Origin of the sequence: Hominisplanchenecus faecis (assembly GCF_020687205.1) — a bacterium.
Lineage (GTDB): Bacteria > Bacillota > Clostridia > Lachnospirales > Lachnospiraceae > Hominisplanchenecus > Hominisplanchenecus faecis.
Genome location: NZ_JAJEQE010000001.1, coordinates 1 through 18,627, shown reverse-complemented (window position 1 = coordinate 18,627; position 18,627 = coordinate 1). Strand labels below are relative to the sequence as shown.

Genomic DNA, 18,627 nt, shown 5'->3' with positions numbered 1-18,627 from the left:
AAACAGAAGGAGTATACGCAACAATGAATACAGGTACCTTATATGGCGTCGGGATCGGACCGGGAGATCCGAAACTGATGACCTTCCGGGCGGCGGAACTGATCCGTGACAATGAGATCATTGCCCTGCCCGGAGAAAAAGCAGAAGAAACCGTGGCATACCAGATCGCCGTGCAGACAGTAGAAGAATTAAAACAGAAAACGTTTCTGGAACTGCCGATGCCGATGACAAAAGACAGGGAATTGTTGGAAAAAAGTCATGAAGAGGCGGCAGACCGCGTGGAGGAGTGTCTGCAAAAAGGACAGAATGTAGTATTTTTAACACTTGGAGATCCGACTGTGTATTCCACTTATCTTTATGTACATAAACGGATTGCACAGCGTGGTTACAGGACGGAACTGACAAGCGGGATCACTTCATTTTGTGCAGTAGCGGCAAAGCTCAATATCGGTCTTGTAGAAAAGGCAGAAGAGCTTCATGTGATACCGGCATCCTATCAGATCGAAGACGCCCTGAAATTGCCCGGAACAAAAGTCCTGATGAAAGCAGGAAGAAAGATCGGACAGGTGAAAGAGCTTCTGAAAAAAGCCGGTATGCAGGCGATGATGATCGAAAACTGCGGTATGGAAAATGAAAAAATCTATCAAACGGTGGATGAGATTCCGGAAAATGCCGGATATTATTCGCTTATTATCGTAAAGGAGAATTAAAATGATACATTTTGTCGGAGCCGGTTCCGGAGCGGCAGATCTGATCACTGTTCGAGGCAGGAAATTTCTGGAAGAAGCGGACGTGATCATCTATGCCGGTTCTCTGGTCAATCCGGAGCTTTTAAATTATGCAAAAGAGGCGTGCAAGATTTATGACAGTGCAAAGATGACGCTGGAGGAAGTATTGGATGTGATGCGTCAGGCAGAAAAAGACGGACAGACGACGGTGCGTCTGCATACCGGAGATCCGTGCATTTACGGTGCAATTCGTGAGCAGATGGATGTACTGGATGCAGAAAATATTTCTTATGACTATTGCCCAGGTGTCAGTTCCTTCTGTGGGGCAGCCTCTGCTTTAAATATGGAATACACGCTTCCGGGTGTATCACAGAGCGTGATCATCACACGCATGGCAGGCCGTACACCGGTGCCGGAAAAAGAAGAGATCGCTTCTTTTGCGGCACATCAGGCAACGATGGTAATCTTTTTAAGCACCGGTATGGCAGAAAAATTATCCAAGCGTCTGATTGCAGGAGGTTATTCGGAAAATACGCCGGCAGCGATTGTCTATAAAGCAACCTGGGAAGATGAGAAAGCGGTGATCTGCACCGTAGGAACATTAGCAAAGGCAGCAGAAGAAAACAACATCACGAAGACTGCACTGATGATCATCGGAGATGCGGTAACGCACAGCCATTATGAACGTTCGGAGCTTTACAATCCGGCCTTTACAACAGAATTTCGTCAGGCAACGAAAGAGAGATGACAGGAAAATGGGACAGAAACTTGGGATCGTCAGTTTTACGGAGCATGGCAGTCAGTTAAATGAGCGGCTGCGGGAAATGCTGGAGCGTTCCGGATATGTATGCGAGTCCTATGCAGCGGAAAAATATGCAGGAAAATATCATCTGTTTCCACTGAAGGTTTCCGCAAAAGCGTGGACAGAAAAAATGTTCCAAAGCATGGATGCTTTGCTTTTTATCGGTGCGTGCGGCATTGCGGTGCGGAGCATAGCACCTTATCTTCAGGGAAAAGACAAAGATCCGGCCGTTGTTGTTCTCGATGAGAGGGGGATTTTTGCGATTTCCCTGCTTTCCGGGCATCTGGGCGGGGCAAATGAGCTGACAGCGGTGCTCGCAAATCTGACCGGTGCGATTCCGGTCATTACGACAGCAACCGATATCAACGGACGTTTTGCGGTCGATGTGTTTGCAAAAAAGCAGAATCTGTGGATCTCAGATCTGAAAGCGGCAAAAGCAGTCTCTGCGGCGGTGCTCGATGAAGAGCCGGTCGGATTTTTCAGTGAATTTCCGGTGACAGGCGAAATCCCATGCGAACTGCAAAGACTTGCGGATGGAGAGCGATTTGAGGGAAACTGCGGTATGGTGCTTTCCTTGAACGAAGAAAAGAACCCGTTTTCTGTGACGCTGCACCTGATCCCACGGATCGTAAGCCTTGGGATCGGCTGCAAAAAAGGCACACCGCAGGAGACGATCGAGCAGGAAGTTTTAAAAGCACTGCAAAGCTGTCATGTGTCGATACACAGCATTTTTGCGGCAGCCAGCATTGATCTGAAAAAAGAAGAAGCGGGAATCCTTGCGTTCTGTGAAAAGCATGCGATTCCATTTTGTACTTATACGAAAGAGGAACTGATGGATCTCGAAGGAGATTTCACGGCATCAGCATTTGTAAAAGAGACAACCGGTGTGGACTGTGTCTGTGAACGAAGTGCCATTCTTGCAGGAGGCGGTGCAGAGCTGCTTCTGAAAAAGCGGGGGGCAAACGGCGTGACCGTCGCACTGGCTCTCAAAGATTGGAGTGTGGATTTTGGATAATAAGATATATGTGGTAGGAATTGGACCAGGAGCTTATGAGCAGATGACGATGCGGGCGGCAGAAGCACTTCGCAGGTGTGATGTGATCGTGGGCTATACCGTTTATGTGGAGCTTGTAAAGGAACATTTTGCAAACAAACGTTTCATGACAACGCCGATGAAAAAAGAGATCGAACGCTGCCGTCTGGCATTTGAAGAAGCAAACAAAGGTTATACCGTTGCGATGATCTGCAGCGGCGATGCCGGAGTCTATGGCATGTCCGGTCTGATGCTGGAGATCGGTCAGGAGTATCCGCATGTGGAAGTGGAAGTGATCCCGGGTGTGACAGCGGCAAATGGCGGGGCAGCTGTGCTTGGAGCACCATTGATCCACGATTTCGCAGTGATCAGTTTAAGTGATCTGCTGACACCGTGGGAAAAGATTGAAAAACGTCTGCTCTGTGCAAGCGAAGCGGATTTTGTGATCTGCCTTTACAATCCATCCAGCAAAAAACGTCACGACTATCTGCAGAAGGCCTGTGATCTGATGATGAGAAGCAAAGATCCGGATACCGTGTGCGGAACGGTTTCCAATATCGGGCGTGAGGGAGAAACGTTTCGTGTGATGACGTTAAAAGAGCTGCGGGATACCAGGGTGGATATGTTTACAACGGTTTATATCGGAAATTCTCAGACCAAAATGCTGAATGGGAAAATGGTCACACCAAGAGGTTATATCCATGGATAAGATTTTATTGTTTGCAGGGACGACAGAAGGGCGAAATCTGGCAGAATTTCTGGAGAAAAATCAGATACCGACGGAAGTTTGTGTGGCAACGCAGTATGGAGAGACGCTCTTAGAAGAAGGGAAGTATCTTCATGTCCACGCCGGAAGACTGGACGAAACAGAGATGGAGCAGCAGATCCAAAAGCAGCAGATCACGCTGGTCATAGATGCAACGCATCCGTATGCGGTGATCGTATCTCAAAATATCCGCAGGGCATGCAGCCGGACGGGAACAGAGTACATCCGTCTTGCGAGAAAAGAGACGGACGCTTCCTGGAAACAGGAGATGGAGGATGTCACAGAAGTTGCAAGCGTGGCAGAAGCGGCAGCTTTTCTTGCAAAAAAAGAGGGGCGGATCTTTGCGGCGACCGGAAGCAAAGAGCTTTCTGCCTATCAGGTGATCCCGGATTATCAGGACCGGGTGGTGGCAAGAGTGCTTTCCACCCCGGAGGCAGTATCGGAGTGTGCCATGCTAGGATTTTCCGGGAAGAATCTGATCTGTATGCAGGGACCGTTTACGGAAGATCTGAATGTGGCGATGCTCAGGCAGGCACAGGCTTCATGGATGGTGACAAAAGAATCCGGAAAAGCCGGAGGTTTTCTGGAAAAGTTGCGTGCGGCAAAAAAAGCAGGAGCAAAGCTGGTCGTCATAAAACGACCGGGGGAGCGATCCGAAGAAATTGCGGAAGATCAAAAGGAAGAAAATTTATATGCAATATGTGATGAAGGACAGATCCGAAGCCTTCTTGGTAAACGGCTTGGCATTTGTCCGAAACGACAGCTGTATCTGGTCGGGATTGGCATGGGAAATGAAAAGAACCGCACCGTGGAGGCAGAACAGATCTGTCAGTCGGCGGATCTTTTGATCGGTGCCAGAAGAATGCTGCAATCCGTGAAAACAGAAAGAAAGGCAGTCTTTGAATCTTATAAACCGGACGAGATTGCCGCTTATCTGGCAGAACATCCGCAGTATGAGACGGCAGCGGTACTCTTATCCGGAGATATCGGTTTTTACAGCGGAGCAAAAAAACTGTACGATGCGATTGAACGCACGGAAGGACTGGAACAGATGGAAATTTACCCGGTCAGCGGCATTTCTTCGGTGGTCTATTTCTGCGGAAAACTGGGCGTTTCCTGGGAGGATGTCCATCTTTTGAGCCTGCATGGCAGAAAACAGAATCTGATCGATGCAGTCAAATATCATGAGAAAGTATTTGTATTATGTGGTGAAAAAGACGGAATTCCAAAAATCTGCTGTAAACTGAAAGAATATGGTCTTGGCGATGTGAAGGTTGCAGTCGGGACTGATCTGTCCTATGAACAGGAGCGGATCGTACAGGGAACAGCAGAAAGCCTTATGAAAGAGGATTTTGCACCGCTTAGTGTGCTTTTGATCTGCAATCCGGATGTGAAAAAACGCATCGGTCACGGACTGGATGACGATCTGTTTTTGCGTGGGAAAGTCCCGATGACAAAAAGCGAAGTGCGGAGCATTTCGCTGTCAAAATTAAGACTGCACAAAGATGCTGTTGTCTGGGATGTCGGAGCCGGAACCGGTTCCGTTTCCATTGAGGCGGCACTCCTTGCAAGAGACGGCAGTGTCTATGCGATTGAAAAGAAAGACGAAGCCATTGATCTGCTGGAGCAGAATAAACGAAAATTCGGAACAGACAATCTTGAGATCATCAAAGGATTGGCTCCGGAGGCATTAGAGGGGCTGCCGGCACCGACACATGCTTTTATAGGAGGTTCTTCTGGAAATTTAAAAGAAATCCTGGAAGTTTTGCTGGAACAGAATCCAAGGGTGCGTGTTGTCATCAATGCGATTGCTCTGGAGACGGTAGCAGAAGCGATGCAGTGCCTGAAGAGCATGGCGTTTACCGATGTGGATATCGCACAGGTATCGGTGGCAAAGGGAAAGAAACTGGGCTCTTATGAGATGATGATGGGGCAGAATCCGGTTTATATTTTCTCCTGCACAGGAGGTGAAACAGCATGAAACAGCCAAGATTTATGCTTGCAGCACCGTCAAGCGGAAGCGGAAAGACGATGATCACCTGCGGGATATTGCAAATATTAAAAAACAGAGGATATCGTGTCTCTTCCTTTAAATGCGGACCGGATTACATTGATCCGATGTTTCACACAAAAGTGCTCGGTACCATCTCCAGGAATCTGGATACTTTTTTTACCGGAGAAGAGATGACACGCTGTCTGTTTGCAAAAACGGCACGGCAGACCGATCTTTCCGTGATCGAGGGTGTGATGGGCTATTACGACGGACTTGGCGGCATCCGCACAAAGGCAAGTTCCTATGATCTTGCCAGGGTCACCGACACGCCGGTCATTCTGATCGTCAATGCCAAAGGCATGAGCCTGTCCATCCTTGCCCAGATCAAAGGCTTTCTGGATTATCAGAAAGACAGTAAAATAAAAGGCGTGATCTTAAATCAAACTTCTGAGATGACCTGCCGCATGCTGACACCGAAGATCGAATCGGAACTGGGAATCTGTGTGTTTGGATATGTCCCGAAAATTGCAGACTGGCATCTGGAGAGTCGTCATCTCGGTCTGGTACTCCCGGACGAGATCAGCGATTTAAGAGAGCAGATGCAGCGTCTGGCGGATATTCTGGAGAAAACGCTGGATATTGAAAGCATTTTGCAGATGGCGGAAGGTGCGAAAGAGATGGAGGACGATATGCCGAAATCCCTGAAACAGCTTTTTGCAGATCCACACGTTCAGAAGATACGCACTCAGAGACCACAGATCGCAGTGGCAAAAGATGAGGCATTCTGCTTTCTGTATGAAGACAACCTGAAGCTTTTGGAAGAACTGGGGGCAGAGATCACATTCTTTTCGCCGCTCCATAATGCGAAAGTGCCGGAAAACGCAGATGGACTTTTGTTGCCGGGAGGTTATCCGGAATTGTTTGCAGCAGGGCTTTCCGAAAACAGCGAAATGCTTGCATCGATCCGCTCCTGTGAAAAAAAAGCGATTCCGATCCTGGCAGAGTGCGGCGGTTTTATGTACCTTCATCAGGAAATGCAGGACATGGAAGGAAAGACATATCCGATGGCAGGCGTGATAAACGCAGTTGCGTACCGCACCGAAAAGCTGGGAAGATTTGGATATATCACACTGGATCTGAACGAAGAACAGGCAGAGGCAAGAAACATATGGCAGCAGGGATTTCCGGTGCGTGCCCATGAATTCCACTATTTTGACAGCACCGATCCGGGAAGTGCCTGTCTGGCAAAAAAACCGGCCGGGAAAAGAAGCTGGAGCTGCAGTTATGCAAAAGATGGCAGTCTGATGGGATTTCCGCACCTATATTATTATTCTAATCCGATGTTCGCATTTCGGTTCCTGGAAAATTGTATGGCAAAAAAACTGGAAAGGGAAAAAGTATCATGATATATGGAAGAGAAGGGATGATGGCACTTTTGCTCGGTGTGTTTTTTGATCTGTTGATCGGTGATCCGCACTGCTTCTATCATCCGATCCGGCTGGTCGGCAATCTGATCTCCGTTACGGAAAAAGGGCTTCGGGCGGTTTTTCCAAAGACAGAACAGGGCGAAAAAACAGCCGGTGTATTTCTGTCAGTGATCGTCTGCAGCGTAACAGCCGGAGCGGTGGCAGCTGTGCTGTATCTGGCCGGAAAAATCCATCCGTATCTGCATCTGGCTGTGATGGCATTGTTCTGCTACTGGATGCTGGCGGCAAAATCTCTGAAAGATGAGAGTATGAAGGTTTATAGAGAACTGAAAAAAGAAGATTTAAAGGCAGCACGCCGTGCTGTTTCCATGATTGTTGGTAGAGATACGGATCAGCTGACGGCAGAAGGTGTAACAAAAGCAGCAGTAGAGACAGTGGCAGAAAATGCCTCAGATGGAGTGATGGCACCGCTTCTGTATCTGGCAGTTGGCGGGCCTGTACTCGGAGCTTTTTATAAGGCAGTCAACACGATGGATTCTATGGTCGGATATAAGAATGAGAAATATCTGTATTTCGGTCGTTTTGCAGCAAAGGTGGACGATGTATTCAATTACATTCCGGCAAGACTGTCTGCTCTTTTTATGGTGGCGGCAGCAGGACTTACCGGTCTGTCGGCAAAAAATGCCTGGAAGATCTTCAAACGAGACCGCTATAACCATGCCAGCCCGAATTCGGCACAGACGGAGGCAGCCATGGCAGGGGCACTCGGCGTGCAGCTTGCCGGAGATGCCTGGTATTTTGGAACTTTATATAAAAAGAAAACGATCGGAGATGCACTGCGTCCCGTGGAATGTGAGGATATCAGAAGAGCAAACAGGCTGATGTATGCGTCTGCAGGGCTGCTTCTTATCGTTGTTATGCTTCTTTATTGCAGCTTTAACATACTCACATTGTTATGATGCCAGGAAGGGAACATACCATGAACAACAAGCGTCACAAACATGGTGGAGATATTTATTCAGAGGCCTGCACTCTGGATTATTCCGCAAATATCAATCCACTCGGACCGCCCTCTTCTGTAATTGAGGCGGTTTATCGGAGCATGGAACAGATTGTAAATTATCCGGATGTACAGTGCCGGAAGCTCTGCCATGCGATCGCAGAACATGAATATGTAAAAGAAGAGCAGGTGATCTGTACAAATGGTGCGTCTGAGCTGCTCTATGCTTTTGCAGCGGCCTTAAAACCGAAAAAAGCACTGCTTCTGGAGCCGGGATTTGCGGAGTATGAGGCTGCACTTTCGGCAGTCGGATGCGAGATTTTTTATTATCCTTTGGGGGAAGAGAAGGGCTATGCACTGGATCTTGCTTATCTGGAAGCACTTTCAGATGATCTGGATATGATTATTTTGTGCAATCCAAACAATCCTACCGGTGTTCTGATACAGCAGCCGCTTCTGGTGCGGATTGCAGAGAAATGTGAAAAGTATGGGATACATTTTCTGCTGGATGAATGTTTCCACGAATTTCTGATGGCACCGGACAGTTACAGCATGCGAACGTTTCTGGAGCGTTTTCCGCATCTGTTTCTTGTGGATGCCTTTACGAAAATTTATGCCATACCGGGGCTGCGTCTTGGCTATGGTTTAAGTGCAGATGCAGATCTTATGGAAAAAATCCGGGATGTCATACAGCCATGGAGCGTTTCCATACCGGCACAGGAGGCAGGCATTGCGGCACTTTCGGAAGATACTTACGTACATAATACACGCTGGCTGATCCGGGAAGAACGCAAATATCTGGCAAGGGCACTGCATCTTCTGGAGATGGAGACATTTGATTCTCAGGCAAATTATCTGTTTTTCAAAGGCCCGGAAGATCTGGAAGAGCAATGCCAAAAAAGAGGGCTTCTGATCCGCGACTGCAGCAATTACCGGGGGCTTTCAAAAGGGTATTTCCGCATTGCAGTGCGGACAAGAGAAGAGAACGATCAGCTGATTAAAATATTTCAGGATATTATCCGGGAGAAACAAAAAGAAAGTGGGGCGATATACGGATGGCGAAAGTAATCATGGTACAAGGAACGATGTCAAATGCAGGAAAAAGTCTGCTGGCAGCCGGGCTTTGCCGCATTTTTGCACAGGATGGCTACAAAGTAGCTCCTTTTAAATCACAAAATATGGCACTGAACTCCTTTATCACCGAAGAAGGTCTGGAGATGGGGCGTGCACAGGTCATGCAGGCAGAGGCAGCCGGCATCAAACCAAGTGTTTATATGAATCCGATTCTTTTAAAACCGACAAACGATGTCGGATCGCAGGTGATCGTAAACGGAGAAGTGCTTGGGACGATGAGTGCGAGAGATTATTTCCGTTATAAAAAGAAACTGGTGCCGGATATCCTGAAGGCTTTTCATAAGTTATCAGAAGAATACGATATCATTGTGATCGAAGGTGCGGGAAGTCCGGCAGAAATCAACCTGAAATCCGAGGACATTGTAAATATGGGCATGGCAAAGATGGCACATGCACCGGTGCTTCTGGTCGGAGATATTGACCGCGGCGGCGTATTTGCACAGCTGGTCGGAACGGTGGAGTTGCTTGAAAAAGAAGAGCGTGCTCGCATCAAAGGTCTTATTATCAACAAATTTCGTGGGGATAAAAGCATTCTCGATCCGGGCATTGAAATGCTGGAAGAGCGTGTGGGGATTCCGGTGGTCGGAGTTACGCCGTATCTGCACATTGAAGTGGAGGACGAGGACAGCCTGACCGAACGTTTCTGCGGGAACCAGGAAGTGGCTGCGATTGATCTTGCAGTGATCCGCCTCCCGCGGATTTCCAATTTTACCGATTTCAATCCGTTTGAAAGCATGGAGGGTGTCTCACTGCGTTATGTGACTTCCGTTTCTGAACTGAAAAATCCGGATATGATCCTGCTTCCGGGAACAAAAAATACCATGGAAGATTTAAAATGGCTGAGGCAGAGCGGACTGGAAAATGCCATCTGCAAAGCGACGGCAGAGGGAAAGATTATTTTCGGGATCTGCGGTGGTTATCAGATGCTTGGAAAAACCTTAAAAGATCCGCATGGAGTGGAGGCCGGAGGTGAGATGAAAGGCATCGGGCTTTTGGATACGGACACGGTATTTACCGAGAAAAAGACCAGGACAAGAGTAACCGGAAGATTCAAAAAGGTTGGCGGAATATTGCAAAATCTAAGTGATATGGAAATGGAAGGTTATGAAATCCATATGGGCAGCACGACATTGGGAGAACAGACAGCTGCTTTTACAGAAATCACAAGCTTTGCCGGAGAAGAGAAAGGTGCGGCAAAAGCAGATGGCGTCTGTCATGGAAATGTTTATGGAACATATGTACATGGAATTTTTGAAAAAGAAGAAGTAGTAAAAGCGATCGTAACAGCCATCGGAGAAGCCAAAGGACTGGATATGACACAGATCGCAGGCGTGGATTTTGCAAAATTCAAAGAAATCCAGTACAATATTCTTGCAGATGCACTTCGCAAACATATGGATATTTCGCGTATTTATGAAATTATGGAAGAGGGGACAGATGATGAAGATTGAACTGGAAAATGTACTTCCACGGGAAATTGAAAAACGCAGTTTTGAACTGATCACAGAAGAACTTGGGGAGAGAACCTTTCCGGAAGAACAAGAACCGATCATCAAACGCTGCATTCACACTAGTGCAGATTTTGATTATGCAGATAATCTCTGTTTTTCCGAAGGTGTTGTCGAAAAAGCAAAAGAAGCGATCCGAAACGGAGCCTGCATTGTGACCGATACGCAGATGGCAAAATCCGGGATCAATAAGAAAAAACTGGCAGCATACGGCGGAGAAGTCTTCTGCTTTATGTCAGATGAAGATGTGGCAGAGAGGGCAAAGAAAAACGGGACGACAAGAGCAACTGCCTGTATGGACAAGGCGGCAGCCATGAACAGACCGCTGATTTTTGCAATCGGCAATGCACCGACTGCCCTGATCCGGCTTTATGAGCTGATCGAAGAGAAAAAGTTAAAACCAGAACTTGTGATCGGTGTTCCGGTCGGCTTTGTCAACGTCGTACAGTCAAAAGAACTGATCATGCAGGCAGATGTGCCGTATATTGTAGCAAGAGGACGCAAAGGAGGCAGCAACATCGCAGCCTGCATCTGTAATGCACTGCTTTATAATATGTGACAGCTGGTTTGTGTCAGAGTCATTTGCAGACGTTTTTTAAGAAAAAAGAAAAGGAACAGGAAAACAAAATGAAGAAGCAAAGAAAAAAACAACACAGAAAAAATGAAAAATCAGAAGATATCGTGGCTTGCAAAGGCTGTTTATGCAGCGGCAGCTATTCTGGCTGTGGCACCGACAGCAAATGCCATGCATATTATGGAAGGATATCTGCCTCCGGTATTTTGTATTGCATGGGGCATTGTCTGTCTGCCGTTTTTAGTATTTGGATTTCGATCGCTGAACAGGAGAGTGCAGGAAAACCGCAGATCCATTACACTGATCGCAATGGCAGGAGCTTTTGTATTTGTGCTGTCATCCCTGAAAATCCCTTCTGTGACCGGAAGCTGTTCCCATATGACAGGAACCGGTCTTGGTGCAATCCTGTTTGGACCGTGTGCAGTGAGTGTACTTGGAATCATTGTTCTGATCTTCCAGGCAGTGTTGCTCGCCCATGGTGGACTGACAACACTTGGAGCAAACTGTTTTTCCATGGCGATTGCAGGTCCGATCCTGTCCTGGCTGATTTATAAGGGACTTTCAAAAACCAGGATCAACCGCCGTATCACGGTTTTTCTTGCCGCATCACTTGGAGATCTGTTTACCTATTGCGTAACCAGTGTGCAGCTTGCACTTGCCTATCCGTCTGCACAGGGTGGGGTAACAGCATCTGCTGTAAAATTTCTCGGTATATTTGCACCGACACAGCTTCCGCTGGCAGTGATCGAAGGAATTCTTACCGTTGTTGTTGTGATCGCACTGGAGAGTTTTGCAAAAAGTGAACTGAAAGCGATTGATTTTGAGATCGAGGAGGAAAAAGAATGAGTGCGAAGAATAAAAAAACAATCCTTCTTCTGTTAGTTGCAGCTGTGCTGCTCGCAGTTGTTCCGTTCTTTGCAAAAAAAGGAGCAGAATTTGGCGGTTCCGATGATGCGGGCAGTGTTATGGTAGAAGAAATCAAAGGAGAAGCTTATGAACCATGGTTTACTCCGGTTATAGAAAGTCTTACAGGAAGTGAACTGCCTGGAGAGATTGAAAGTCTGATCTTCTGTGTACAGACCGGGATCGGAGTTGGTGTGATCGCATTTCTGATGGGAAGATTTTATGAACGGAAAAAATGGGAAGATAAAGAGGAAGAAAAAAAATAAGAAAACAAAACTGCCGTACGGATTCAAACTGTGCGGCAGTTTTTATTAAAAAGAATTTCTCTGTGCAAGATATGTATGAAATTCTGAAAAATCCCTGGGATAAAAAGATCCTTTCGGAAAAAGTCCATGTGCAGCCAGATCTTCGCAGACATCCAGCAAAAGCGAGCGTTTCAGATTAGCCTGTTTTAAGACGGAAATATTCTTGAAAACTTCAAGCGGCGTGCCGTCGGCAAGTATGCGGCCGTTGTCAAAAACAAGAATACGGTCTGCAAAGCGGTAGGCAAAATCCACGTCGTGCGTGGAGAGCAGAAGTGTCTTTCCTTCCCGGCTTAACTTTTCAAGGACTTCTTCAAGCATGGCAGCATTCAGAGGATCTAAAGATGCAGTTGGTTCATCAAAAATAATAATTTCGGATTTCATGGCAATAATGTCTGCAATCGATACCCGTTTTTTCTCACCTCCGCTCAGATAATGGGGAGGGCGGTCTTTAAATTGTGAGATGTTCATATAATTTAACGCAGTATTTACACGTTCTTCGACTTCCGAACGAGGCAGCTTCAGGTTCATAGGACCAAAAGAGACTTCAGCGAGAACGGAAGAAGCAATGATCTGATTATCGGCATCCTGAAAGACAATACCGATATGCTGACGCAGTTTTTTCAGTGTTTTTCTGGTGATTTTTGTACCGCGGTATGAAATTTCGCCTTCGGCTGGAGTGAGCACTCCGTTCAGGTTCAGAAAAAATGTAGATTTTCCGGCTCCGTTGGAACCAAGTATGGCGATACGCTCACCTGCAAAGACAGAAAGACTGATCCCATCTAAAACCGTATGGTGTTCGTCATACGCAAAATGCAGATTTTTTACTTCAAGAATGGATTCTTTCATATTATCTCCTATCTTAAATTCATCTTATGAAAAGCCAAAGAACAACAAGAAACAGAAAAAAGGTTCCGGAAGATATGATGTACGGAAGGGGCAGTTTCTTTTTCTCTTCCAGAAAACAAAGTGTTCCATCATAGCAGCGTGCTTCCATTGCATCATAATAGGCATTCGCTTTTTTCAGTGCAACGATAAAAAGATTGGCTGCAATCTGCCCGAAAGAATAACAGGAGGTTCTGAAATCGCAGAATCCAAGCCTTGCTTCCGCGGAAATCTGCATATTATGTTGTACCTCCAGCAGAATAAAAATGTAGCGGTAGATCATATGCATCAGTTCTGTAAAAAGAGAAGGGCAGTGAATCTTATGGAGAACCGAGAAAAGTTCGTGTGACGGTGTGGAAAGTGTCATTAGGAACATGCAGCTTACGGCACCGAACACTTTCAGCATCAGAAAAAACGCTTTCAGAATGCCGGCATACGTGACACAAAGGTAACAAAAAAACAGATTCAGGTAAAAATCGCCAGTCGGCTGTAAAGAGAGATCGACAGCGATGGCGATGCCGCCAAGTAGCACAAAAAAAACGGGAATCCCGAGCACGGAAAGATAATCATGCAAAGGAATACCGCCAAGAAAAACCGTGACGGAAGCAGCAAATAAGATCAACAAAACAGAGATAACAGGATGGTCTGCAAAAATACAGAACAGAAGCAGAAGCATGGAAAATCCGGCTTTGAATCCCGCACTGATATGCCGAAGCCTGGAATTACAGGCATAAGAATCAATAGCAATACCTCCGGTGTTATGATGATGCATATGCATAAAAAACTCCTTTACTGTGCTTCGCGGATATGCCGCAGGAAAATTTGGCGGATTCCTTCGTATTCACCAAGACCTTTTAAATGACAGAGAACCGGATAACCGGCCTGCTCAAACTGGGATTTCCAGGAATCAGCATCATCTCCTGCCAGGTCATTGTGTGCATGGTCACCGGCAACGATCATAAACGGAGCCAGATGGACGCGGGACGGCTTCAGACTGCCGACCAGACGCAGCAGGGAGTCCATGGACGGGTAAGCTTCTACAGTTCCCATAAAAAGATTGTGGTAACCAAGATCTTTAAAGGTGTAGTCCAGTGCTGCATAGATCGCATTGGCATAATGCGGTGTTCCATGTCCCATGAAAACAAGTGCCTCGTCTTTTGGGATCCCGCCAAAAGCATCAGTCAGAACCTTGACGACTTCACGGCTGTCCTGCTCGGAAGTAAGCAGCGGGACACCGAAAGTGATCCTGGAAAAGGAATCTGAAAAAGCGAGAACATCCTCTTTCATAAGATCGTTCTCAATGCCGTTGATCACATGGGTTGGCTGAACTGTCACATCGGTAATGCCGTCACGCTGCATGTGTTCCATGGCTTCTCGTACATTATCGATGTGTATACCGTCACGCTGTTTCAGCTTTTTAAGGATCATTTTGCTGGTCCAGGCACGGTAAATATGGTGATGAGGAAATGTCTGTGCGATATCCTGTTCAATACAGTCAATGGTTTTTTCTCTTGTATCGTGATAACTGGTGCCAAAGCTTACAACGAGGATCGCTTTGGTTGTTGATTGATTCGTACACATAAATCTGATAAATCCTTTCTTTTTGAGCATAGCAGAAAAGTTTTCTGAGACTGTGCAGTAACTGCAGATCAAAAAACGAAATCGTATGAGTAAAAGAAGTGTAACATCCGCTATCTCAAAAGTCAATTCCGGAAGTAGATTTTTGTCGGGAATTGTGCTATGATTGACAGGATATTTACAGAATCTATTTTTCAAAGGAAGAATGTTATGGCAATACAAATGATAGGGATCGATCACAGCGTAGCTGCGATTGATATCCGGACGGTTTTTTCATTTACACAAAAAAAGACAGTGGAAGCATTGGAGATCATAAAACAGGAAAAAGGAATCTGTGGCTGTGTCCTGTTATCGACCTGTAACCGTATGGAACTCTGGGTCAGCACGGAAGAGGGGTGTGTGATCACCCTTTATGAACTTCTGTGTAAGATACGGGCAATCCATAACGATGAGTATCAGAAATATTTTACGGAGCGAAAAGAAGAAGATGCCGTGCAGCATCTGTTCCGTCTTGCCTGCGGACTGGAATCCAGGATCTTAGGAGAAGATCAGATTCTGACACAGGTAAAGGGAGCACTTGTGACGGCAAGAGAGCATTATGCGGCGGACAATGTGCTGGAAGTGTTGTTTCGCATGGCGGTGACTGCCGGCAAGAAAGTGCGGACAAATGTGACGTTTTCCACAGGCAATCATTCGGTGATCCACCGGGCACTTCAGACACTTCGACAGGAAGGTCTGGAAGTAAAAGGCAAAAAATGTATGGTCATCGGAAACGGGGAGATGGGAAAACTTGCCGCAACCGTTCTGCAGCAGGAAGGTGCGGATGTGACCGTTACCGTGCGTCAGTACCGCAGCGGTGTCGTGCAGATCCCGCAGGGATGCAGGCGTATTGACTATGGAAAACGCATGGGTCTGATCAGTTCCTGTGATTTTGTAGTCAGTGCCACGGCAAGCCCGAATTATACGCTCACAAAAGAAGGACTTCAGGCAGTTGATCTGGATCATGAACTGATCCTTGTAGATCTGGCGGTGCCGCGTGATATTGATCCGGAGGTGCAGAAACTGATGTACATCCGTTTTTATGATATCGACTATTTCAAAGTCGATGTTTTGAGCGAGAAAATGAAAGCTGGAATCAGAGAGGCAGAATCCATTCTGAAAGAGCAGATGGAAGAATTTTGCAACTGGTATCGATGCCTTGATGTGATACCGCGTATCGGAAAGATCAAAGAAGAAGTTGCGACAGACCTGGATCTGCGTCTGTATAAAATCCTGCATCAGCTTCCAATGGAAGTATTTGAAAAAGAAACACTGGAAAAACAGATCCATCGAGCGGCACAGAAAGTGACCAACAAAATGCTTTTTGAACTGCGGGGACGGATCAGCGATGCAGCATTTCGGGAGTGCATAGATGGACTGGAAGAGATTTATGCGTGCCAGGTTTCAAATGCGTTTGACTTTAATGAAAAAGGAGAATAAAAATATGACAGAGCATAACATTGTCATAGGAAGCAGAGGAAGCCGTCTGGCGGTGATCCAAAGTGAGATGGTCCGGGATTTTATCAGAGAGAAGAAACCGGGATGTCAGGTAGAAATTCTGACCATGAAAACGACCGGTGACAAAATCCTGGATCGCACGCTGGAGAAAATCGGCGGCAAAGGTCTGTTTGTGAAGGAACTGGATAAAGCACTTCTGGATGGATGCAGCGATCTTTCCGTACACAGTCTAAAAGATATGCCGATGGAACTTTCCGAAGAGCTGCCGCTGCTTGCATTTTCCAAAAGAGAGGATCCAAGAGATGTGTTGGTGCTTCCGGAAGGAGCAGAAAAATGGGACAGAACGCTTCCGGTCGGATGTTCCAGCCAGAGACGGATGCTGCAGCTTAAAGAGCTGTATCCGGATGTAATCTTTCTTCCGGTGAGAGGAAATATCCAGACCAGGCTGCAGAAACTTCAGTCAGGAGCATACGGAGCACTGATCCTGGCAGCAGCAGGTTTAAAGAGGCTTGGCCTGGAAAACCGCATTTATCGCTATTTTGAGCCGGATGAGATCATTCCGGCAGCAGGGCAGGGGATTCTGGCGGTTCAGGGAAGAAAAGGAGAAGATTATGCTTTTCTGAAAGCCTATAACGATCCGGCGGCACAGACAGCACAGGCAGCAGAGAGGGCTTTTGTAAAATATTTAAATGGCGGGTGCAGTTCACCGATCGCTGCCTATGCAGAAATGAAAAACGGAAAACTTCTGCTCCGTGGCCTGTATTACCAGGAAGCAACCGGAATATATAAAAAAGGTCAGATCGAAGGAAATCCGGAAGATGCCGAAACAATGGGCATGTTGCTCGCAGAAGGGCTGAAAAAAGAATGTCATGCACAAAGCTGCACTGCTGTAAAAGAAGATGATATAAAACCGGGAAAAGTCTGGCTGGTAGGAGCAGGTCCTTCCGATCCGGGGTTGTTTACGTTGAAAGGAAAGCGTGTGCTTCAGGAGGCAGAAGTTGTTGTTTATGATGCACTGGCAGGTCAGGCTATTTTAAGTATGATTCCGGAGGATGCCGAAAAGATCAATGTCGGCAAGCGGGCAAGCCATCATCTGATGCCGCAGGAAGAGATCAACAAAATCCTTGTGAAAAAAGCATTGGAAGGCAAGAGGGTTGTGCGGTTAAAAGGCGGTGATCCGTTTCTGTTTGGCAGAGGCGGGGAGGAACTGGAGCTTTTAAAGGCACATCAGATACCGTATGAGGTTGTACCGGGTGTGACTTCTGCGATTGCAGTCCCTGCCTACAACGGGATTCCGGTCACGCACCGGGATTTCTGCTCTTCGGTACATATCATTACCGGGCATAAGAAAAAAGGCGATACCTATGATATTGATTTTGAGGCACTGGTAAGGACAAAGGGAACCCTGGTTTTTCTGATGGGAGTGACGGCACTTGCAGATATCTGCGATGGACTTTTAAAGGCGGGTATGCCTGCAGATATGCCTGCTGCCATTTTACAGCAGGGAACCACGGCAGGACAGAAACGGATCAGTGCAACCGTTTCAACACTGCCGGAAGAGGTACAAAAGCAGGGGATTCAGACACCGGCCATCATCGTGGTTGGCGAAGTATGTGCTCTGGCCGATAGATTTGCATGGCATGAAGCACTGCCGCTTGCAGGACGTAAAATCCTGGTCACAAGACCAAAAGAACTGATTTCCCAAATGGCGGAAAAGCTTCGAAGAGAAGGGGCAGAAGTGCTGGAACTTCCGGCGATCAAAACAGAAGCGATTTCAGAAAATCAAAAACTGAAGCAAAGTATGGAAGCTATTCAAAGTTATGACTGGATCGTATTTACCAGCCCGACCGGAGTGAGAGTCTTTTTTGAAAAACTGGCAGAACATGAAGCGGATATCCGCAAACTTGCGGCGGCGAAATTTGCTGTTATAGGAAGCGGTTCTGAAAAGGAACTGAAAAAGCATGGTATTCTGGCAGATTTAAAACCGGAAATTTTTGACGGAGAACATCTGGGATCCAGCCTTGCCGGGGCCTGCACGGGGGAAGAGCGGATTTTGATACCGCGGGCAGAGACTGCAAATCAGGAACTGATACTGGAACTTCAGAAAGTACCGGATGTGCAGATCGATGATGTTCCAACCTACCGCACTCTGTACGAAAGCTCAGAACTGATCGATCAAAAGGCAGAATTTGAACAGGGGAAAATTGATTTTGCGGTCTTTACCAGTGCATCGACCGTGCGAGGGTTCGCACAGGCAACCAAAGGGCTTGATTTTTCCCTTGTCCGGGCAGTATGCATCGGAAAACAGACGAAGCAGGCAACAGATGAGCTTGGAATGCAGAGTTGGATGTCTGAAAAAGCAACGATGGACAGCGTTCTGGATAAAGTAAAAGAGCTGTGCCGGAAGCAGCTTTAAATGTAGGAGGAATTTATAAGTAACTAAATATATTGCTTAATATGGTTAAATGTGTTTAAATATACCTATGGAGGTATTATT

17 protein-coding genes are annotated in these 18,627 nt (G+C 46.7%); 14 read left to right on the top strand and 3 right to left on the bottom strand.

The genetic code is table 11. From position 1 onward, the window contains the following. Positions 1–23 precede the first annotated feature (23 nt). From cobI to LKD42_RS00035, 12 genes are all read left to right on the top strand, one after another. Positions 24–710: a precorrin-2 C(20)-methyltransferase gene (gene cobI / locus LKD42_RS00090; protein WP_147632604.1), complete on the top strand. Its 687-nt coding sequence runs from the start codon at positions 24–26 to the stop codon at positions 708–710. Between the two features lies 1 nt (position 711). Continuing rightward, positions 712–1,476 (top strand): precorrin-4 C(11)-methyltransferase, encoded by a 765-nt coding sequence (gene cobM, locus LKD42_RS00085; RefSeq protein ID WP_022119104.1) that lies wholly within the window; start codon positions 712–714, stop codon positions 1,474–1,476. Positions 1,477–1,483: 7 nt separating this feature from the next. Beyond that, on the top strand, positions 1,484–2,545 hold the full coding sequence (locus tag LKD42_RS00080) for a cobalt-precorrin 5A hydrolase (protein ID WP_248834455.1): 1,062 nt from the start codon (positions 1,484–1,486) through the stop codon (positions 2,543–2,545). Beyond that, entirely contained in the window at positions 2,529–3,272 is a 744-nt protein-coding gene (gene cobJ / locus LKD42_RS00075; RefSeq protein WP_334301360.1) for a precorrin-3B C(17)-methyltransferase, read from the top strand. The genes LKD42_RS00080 and cobJ overlap by 17 nt, the downstream gene beginning before the upstream one ends. Next, positions 3,265–5,310, top strand: a complete 2,046-nt coding sequence (gene cobK / locus LKD42_RS00070; protein WP_248834454.1) for a precorrin-6A reductase — start codon at positions 3,265–3,267, stop codon at positions 5,308–5,310. Before cobJ ends, cobK begins: the two co-directional genes overlap by 8 nt. Beyond that, positions 5,307–6,728 (top strand): cobyrinic acid a,c-diamide synthase CobB, encoded by a 1,422-nt coding sequence (locus LKD42_RS00065; RefSeq protein ID WP_248834453.1) that lies wholly within the window; start codon positions 5,307–5,309, stop codon positions 6,726–6,728. The genes cobK and LKD42_RS00065 overlap by 4 nt, the downstream gene beginning before the upstream one ends. After that, the gene (gene cbiB, locus LKD42_RS00060; protein ID WP_248834452.1) at positions 6,725–7,708 is read left to right on the top strand and encodes an adenosylcobinamide-phosphate synthase CbiB; all 984 of its coding nucleotides are present in this window, start codon (positions 6,725–6,727) and stop codon (positions 7,706–7,708) included. The genes LKD42_RS00065 and cbiB overlap by 4 nt, the downstream gene beginning before the upstream one ends. A gap of 20 nt (positions 7,709–7,728) precedes the next feature. Continuing rightward, positions 7,729–8,817: a pyridoxal phosphate-dependent aminotransferase gene (locus LKD42_RS00055; protein ID WP_147632597.1), complete on the top strand. Its 1,089-nt coding sequence runs from the start codon at positions 7,729–7,731 to the stop codon at positions 8,815–8,817. Then, the gene (locus LKD42_RS00050) at positions 8,805–10,334 is read left to right on the top strand and encodes a cobyric acid synthase (RefSeq protein WP_022119097.1); all 1,530 of its coding nucleotides are present in this window, start codon (positions 8,805–8,807) and stop codon (positions 10,332–10,334) included. Before LKD42_RS00055 ends, LKD42_RS00050 begins: the two co-directional genes overlap by 13 nt. Continuing rightward, the gene (locus LKD42_RS00045; RefSeq protein ID WP_147632624.1) at positions 10,324–10,950 is read left to right on the top strand and encodes a precorrin-8X methylmutase; all 627 of its coding nucleotides are present in this window, start codon (positions 10,324–10,326) and stop codon (positions 10,948–10,950) included. The genes LKD42_RS00050 and LKD42_RS00045 overlap by 11 nt, the downstream gene beginning before the upstream one ends. 102 nt (positions 10,951–11,052) lie before the next feature. Continuing rightward, positions 11,053–11,811: an energy-coupling factor ABC transporter permease gene (locus LKD42_RS00040; RefSeq protein ID WP_248834451.1), complete on the top strand. Its 759-nt coding sequence runs from the start codon at positions 11,053–11,055 to the stop codon at positions 11,809–11,811. Then, entirely contained in the window at positions 11,808–12,134 is a 327-nt protein-coding gene (locus LKD42_RS00035; protein ID WP_022119094.1) for an energy-coupling factor ABC transporter substrate-binding protein, read from the top strand. Before LKD42_RS00040 ends, LKD42_RS00035 begins: the two co-directional genes overlap by 4 nt. A 45-nt stretch (positions 12,135–12,179) precedes the next feature. On the opposite strand, the gene LKD42_RS00030 is transcribed toward LKD42_RS00035, so the two are convergent. Genes LKD42_RS00030 through LKD42_RS00020 form a run of 3 tightly spaced genes read right to left on the bottom strand, consistent with a single transcriptional unit; the run spans position 12,180 to position 14,636 of the window. After that, positions 12,180–13,019, bottom strand: coding sequence for an energy-coupling factor ABC transporter ATP-binding protein (locus LKD42_RS00030; RefSeq protein WP_248834450.1), 840 nt, complete (start codon positions 13,017–13,019; stop codon positions 12,180–12,182). A 19-nt stretch (positions 13,020–13,038) separates the two neighbouring features. Beyond that, positions 13,039–13,833: a cobalt ECF transporter T component CbiQ gene (cbiQ, locus tag LKD42_RS00025; RefSeq protein ID WP_248834449.1), complete on the bottom strand. Its 795-nt coding sequence runs from the start codon at positions 13,831–13,833 to the stop codon at positions 13,039–13,041. 11 nt (positions 13,834–13,844) lie between these two features. After that, complete coding sequence (locus tag LKD42_RS00020; RefSeq protein ID WP_147632595.1) at positions 13,845–14,636, bottom strand: sirohydrochlorin cobaltochelatase; 792 nt, start codon at positions 14,634–14,636, stop codon at positions 13,845–13,847. Between the two features lie 207 nt (positions 14,637–14,843). On the opposite strand from LKD42_RS00020, the gene hemA reads away from it, so the two are divergent. Together hemA and cobA are read left to right on the top strand one after the other, a co-directional pair. Beyond that, complete coding sequence (gene hemA / locus LKD42_RS00015) at positions 14,844–16,112, top strand: glutamyl-tRNA reductase (protein WP_248834448.1); 1,269 nt, start codon at positions 14,844–14,846, stop codon at positions 16,110–16,112. A gap of 4 nt (positions 16,113–16,116) precedes the next feature. Continuing rightward, complete coding sequence (gene cobA / locus LKD42_RS15175) at positions 16,117–18,546, top strand: uroporphyrinogen-III C-methyltransferase (RefSeq protein ID WP_331464717.1); 2,430 nt, start codon at positions 16,117–16,119, stop codon at positions 18,544–18,546. The last annotated feature ends 81 nt before the right edge of the window (positions 18,547–18,627 follow it).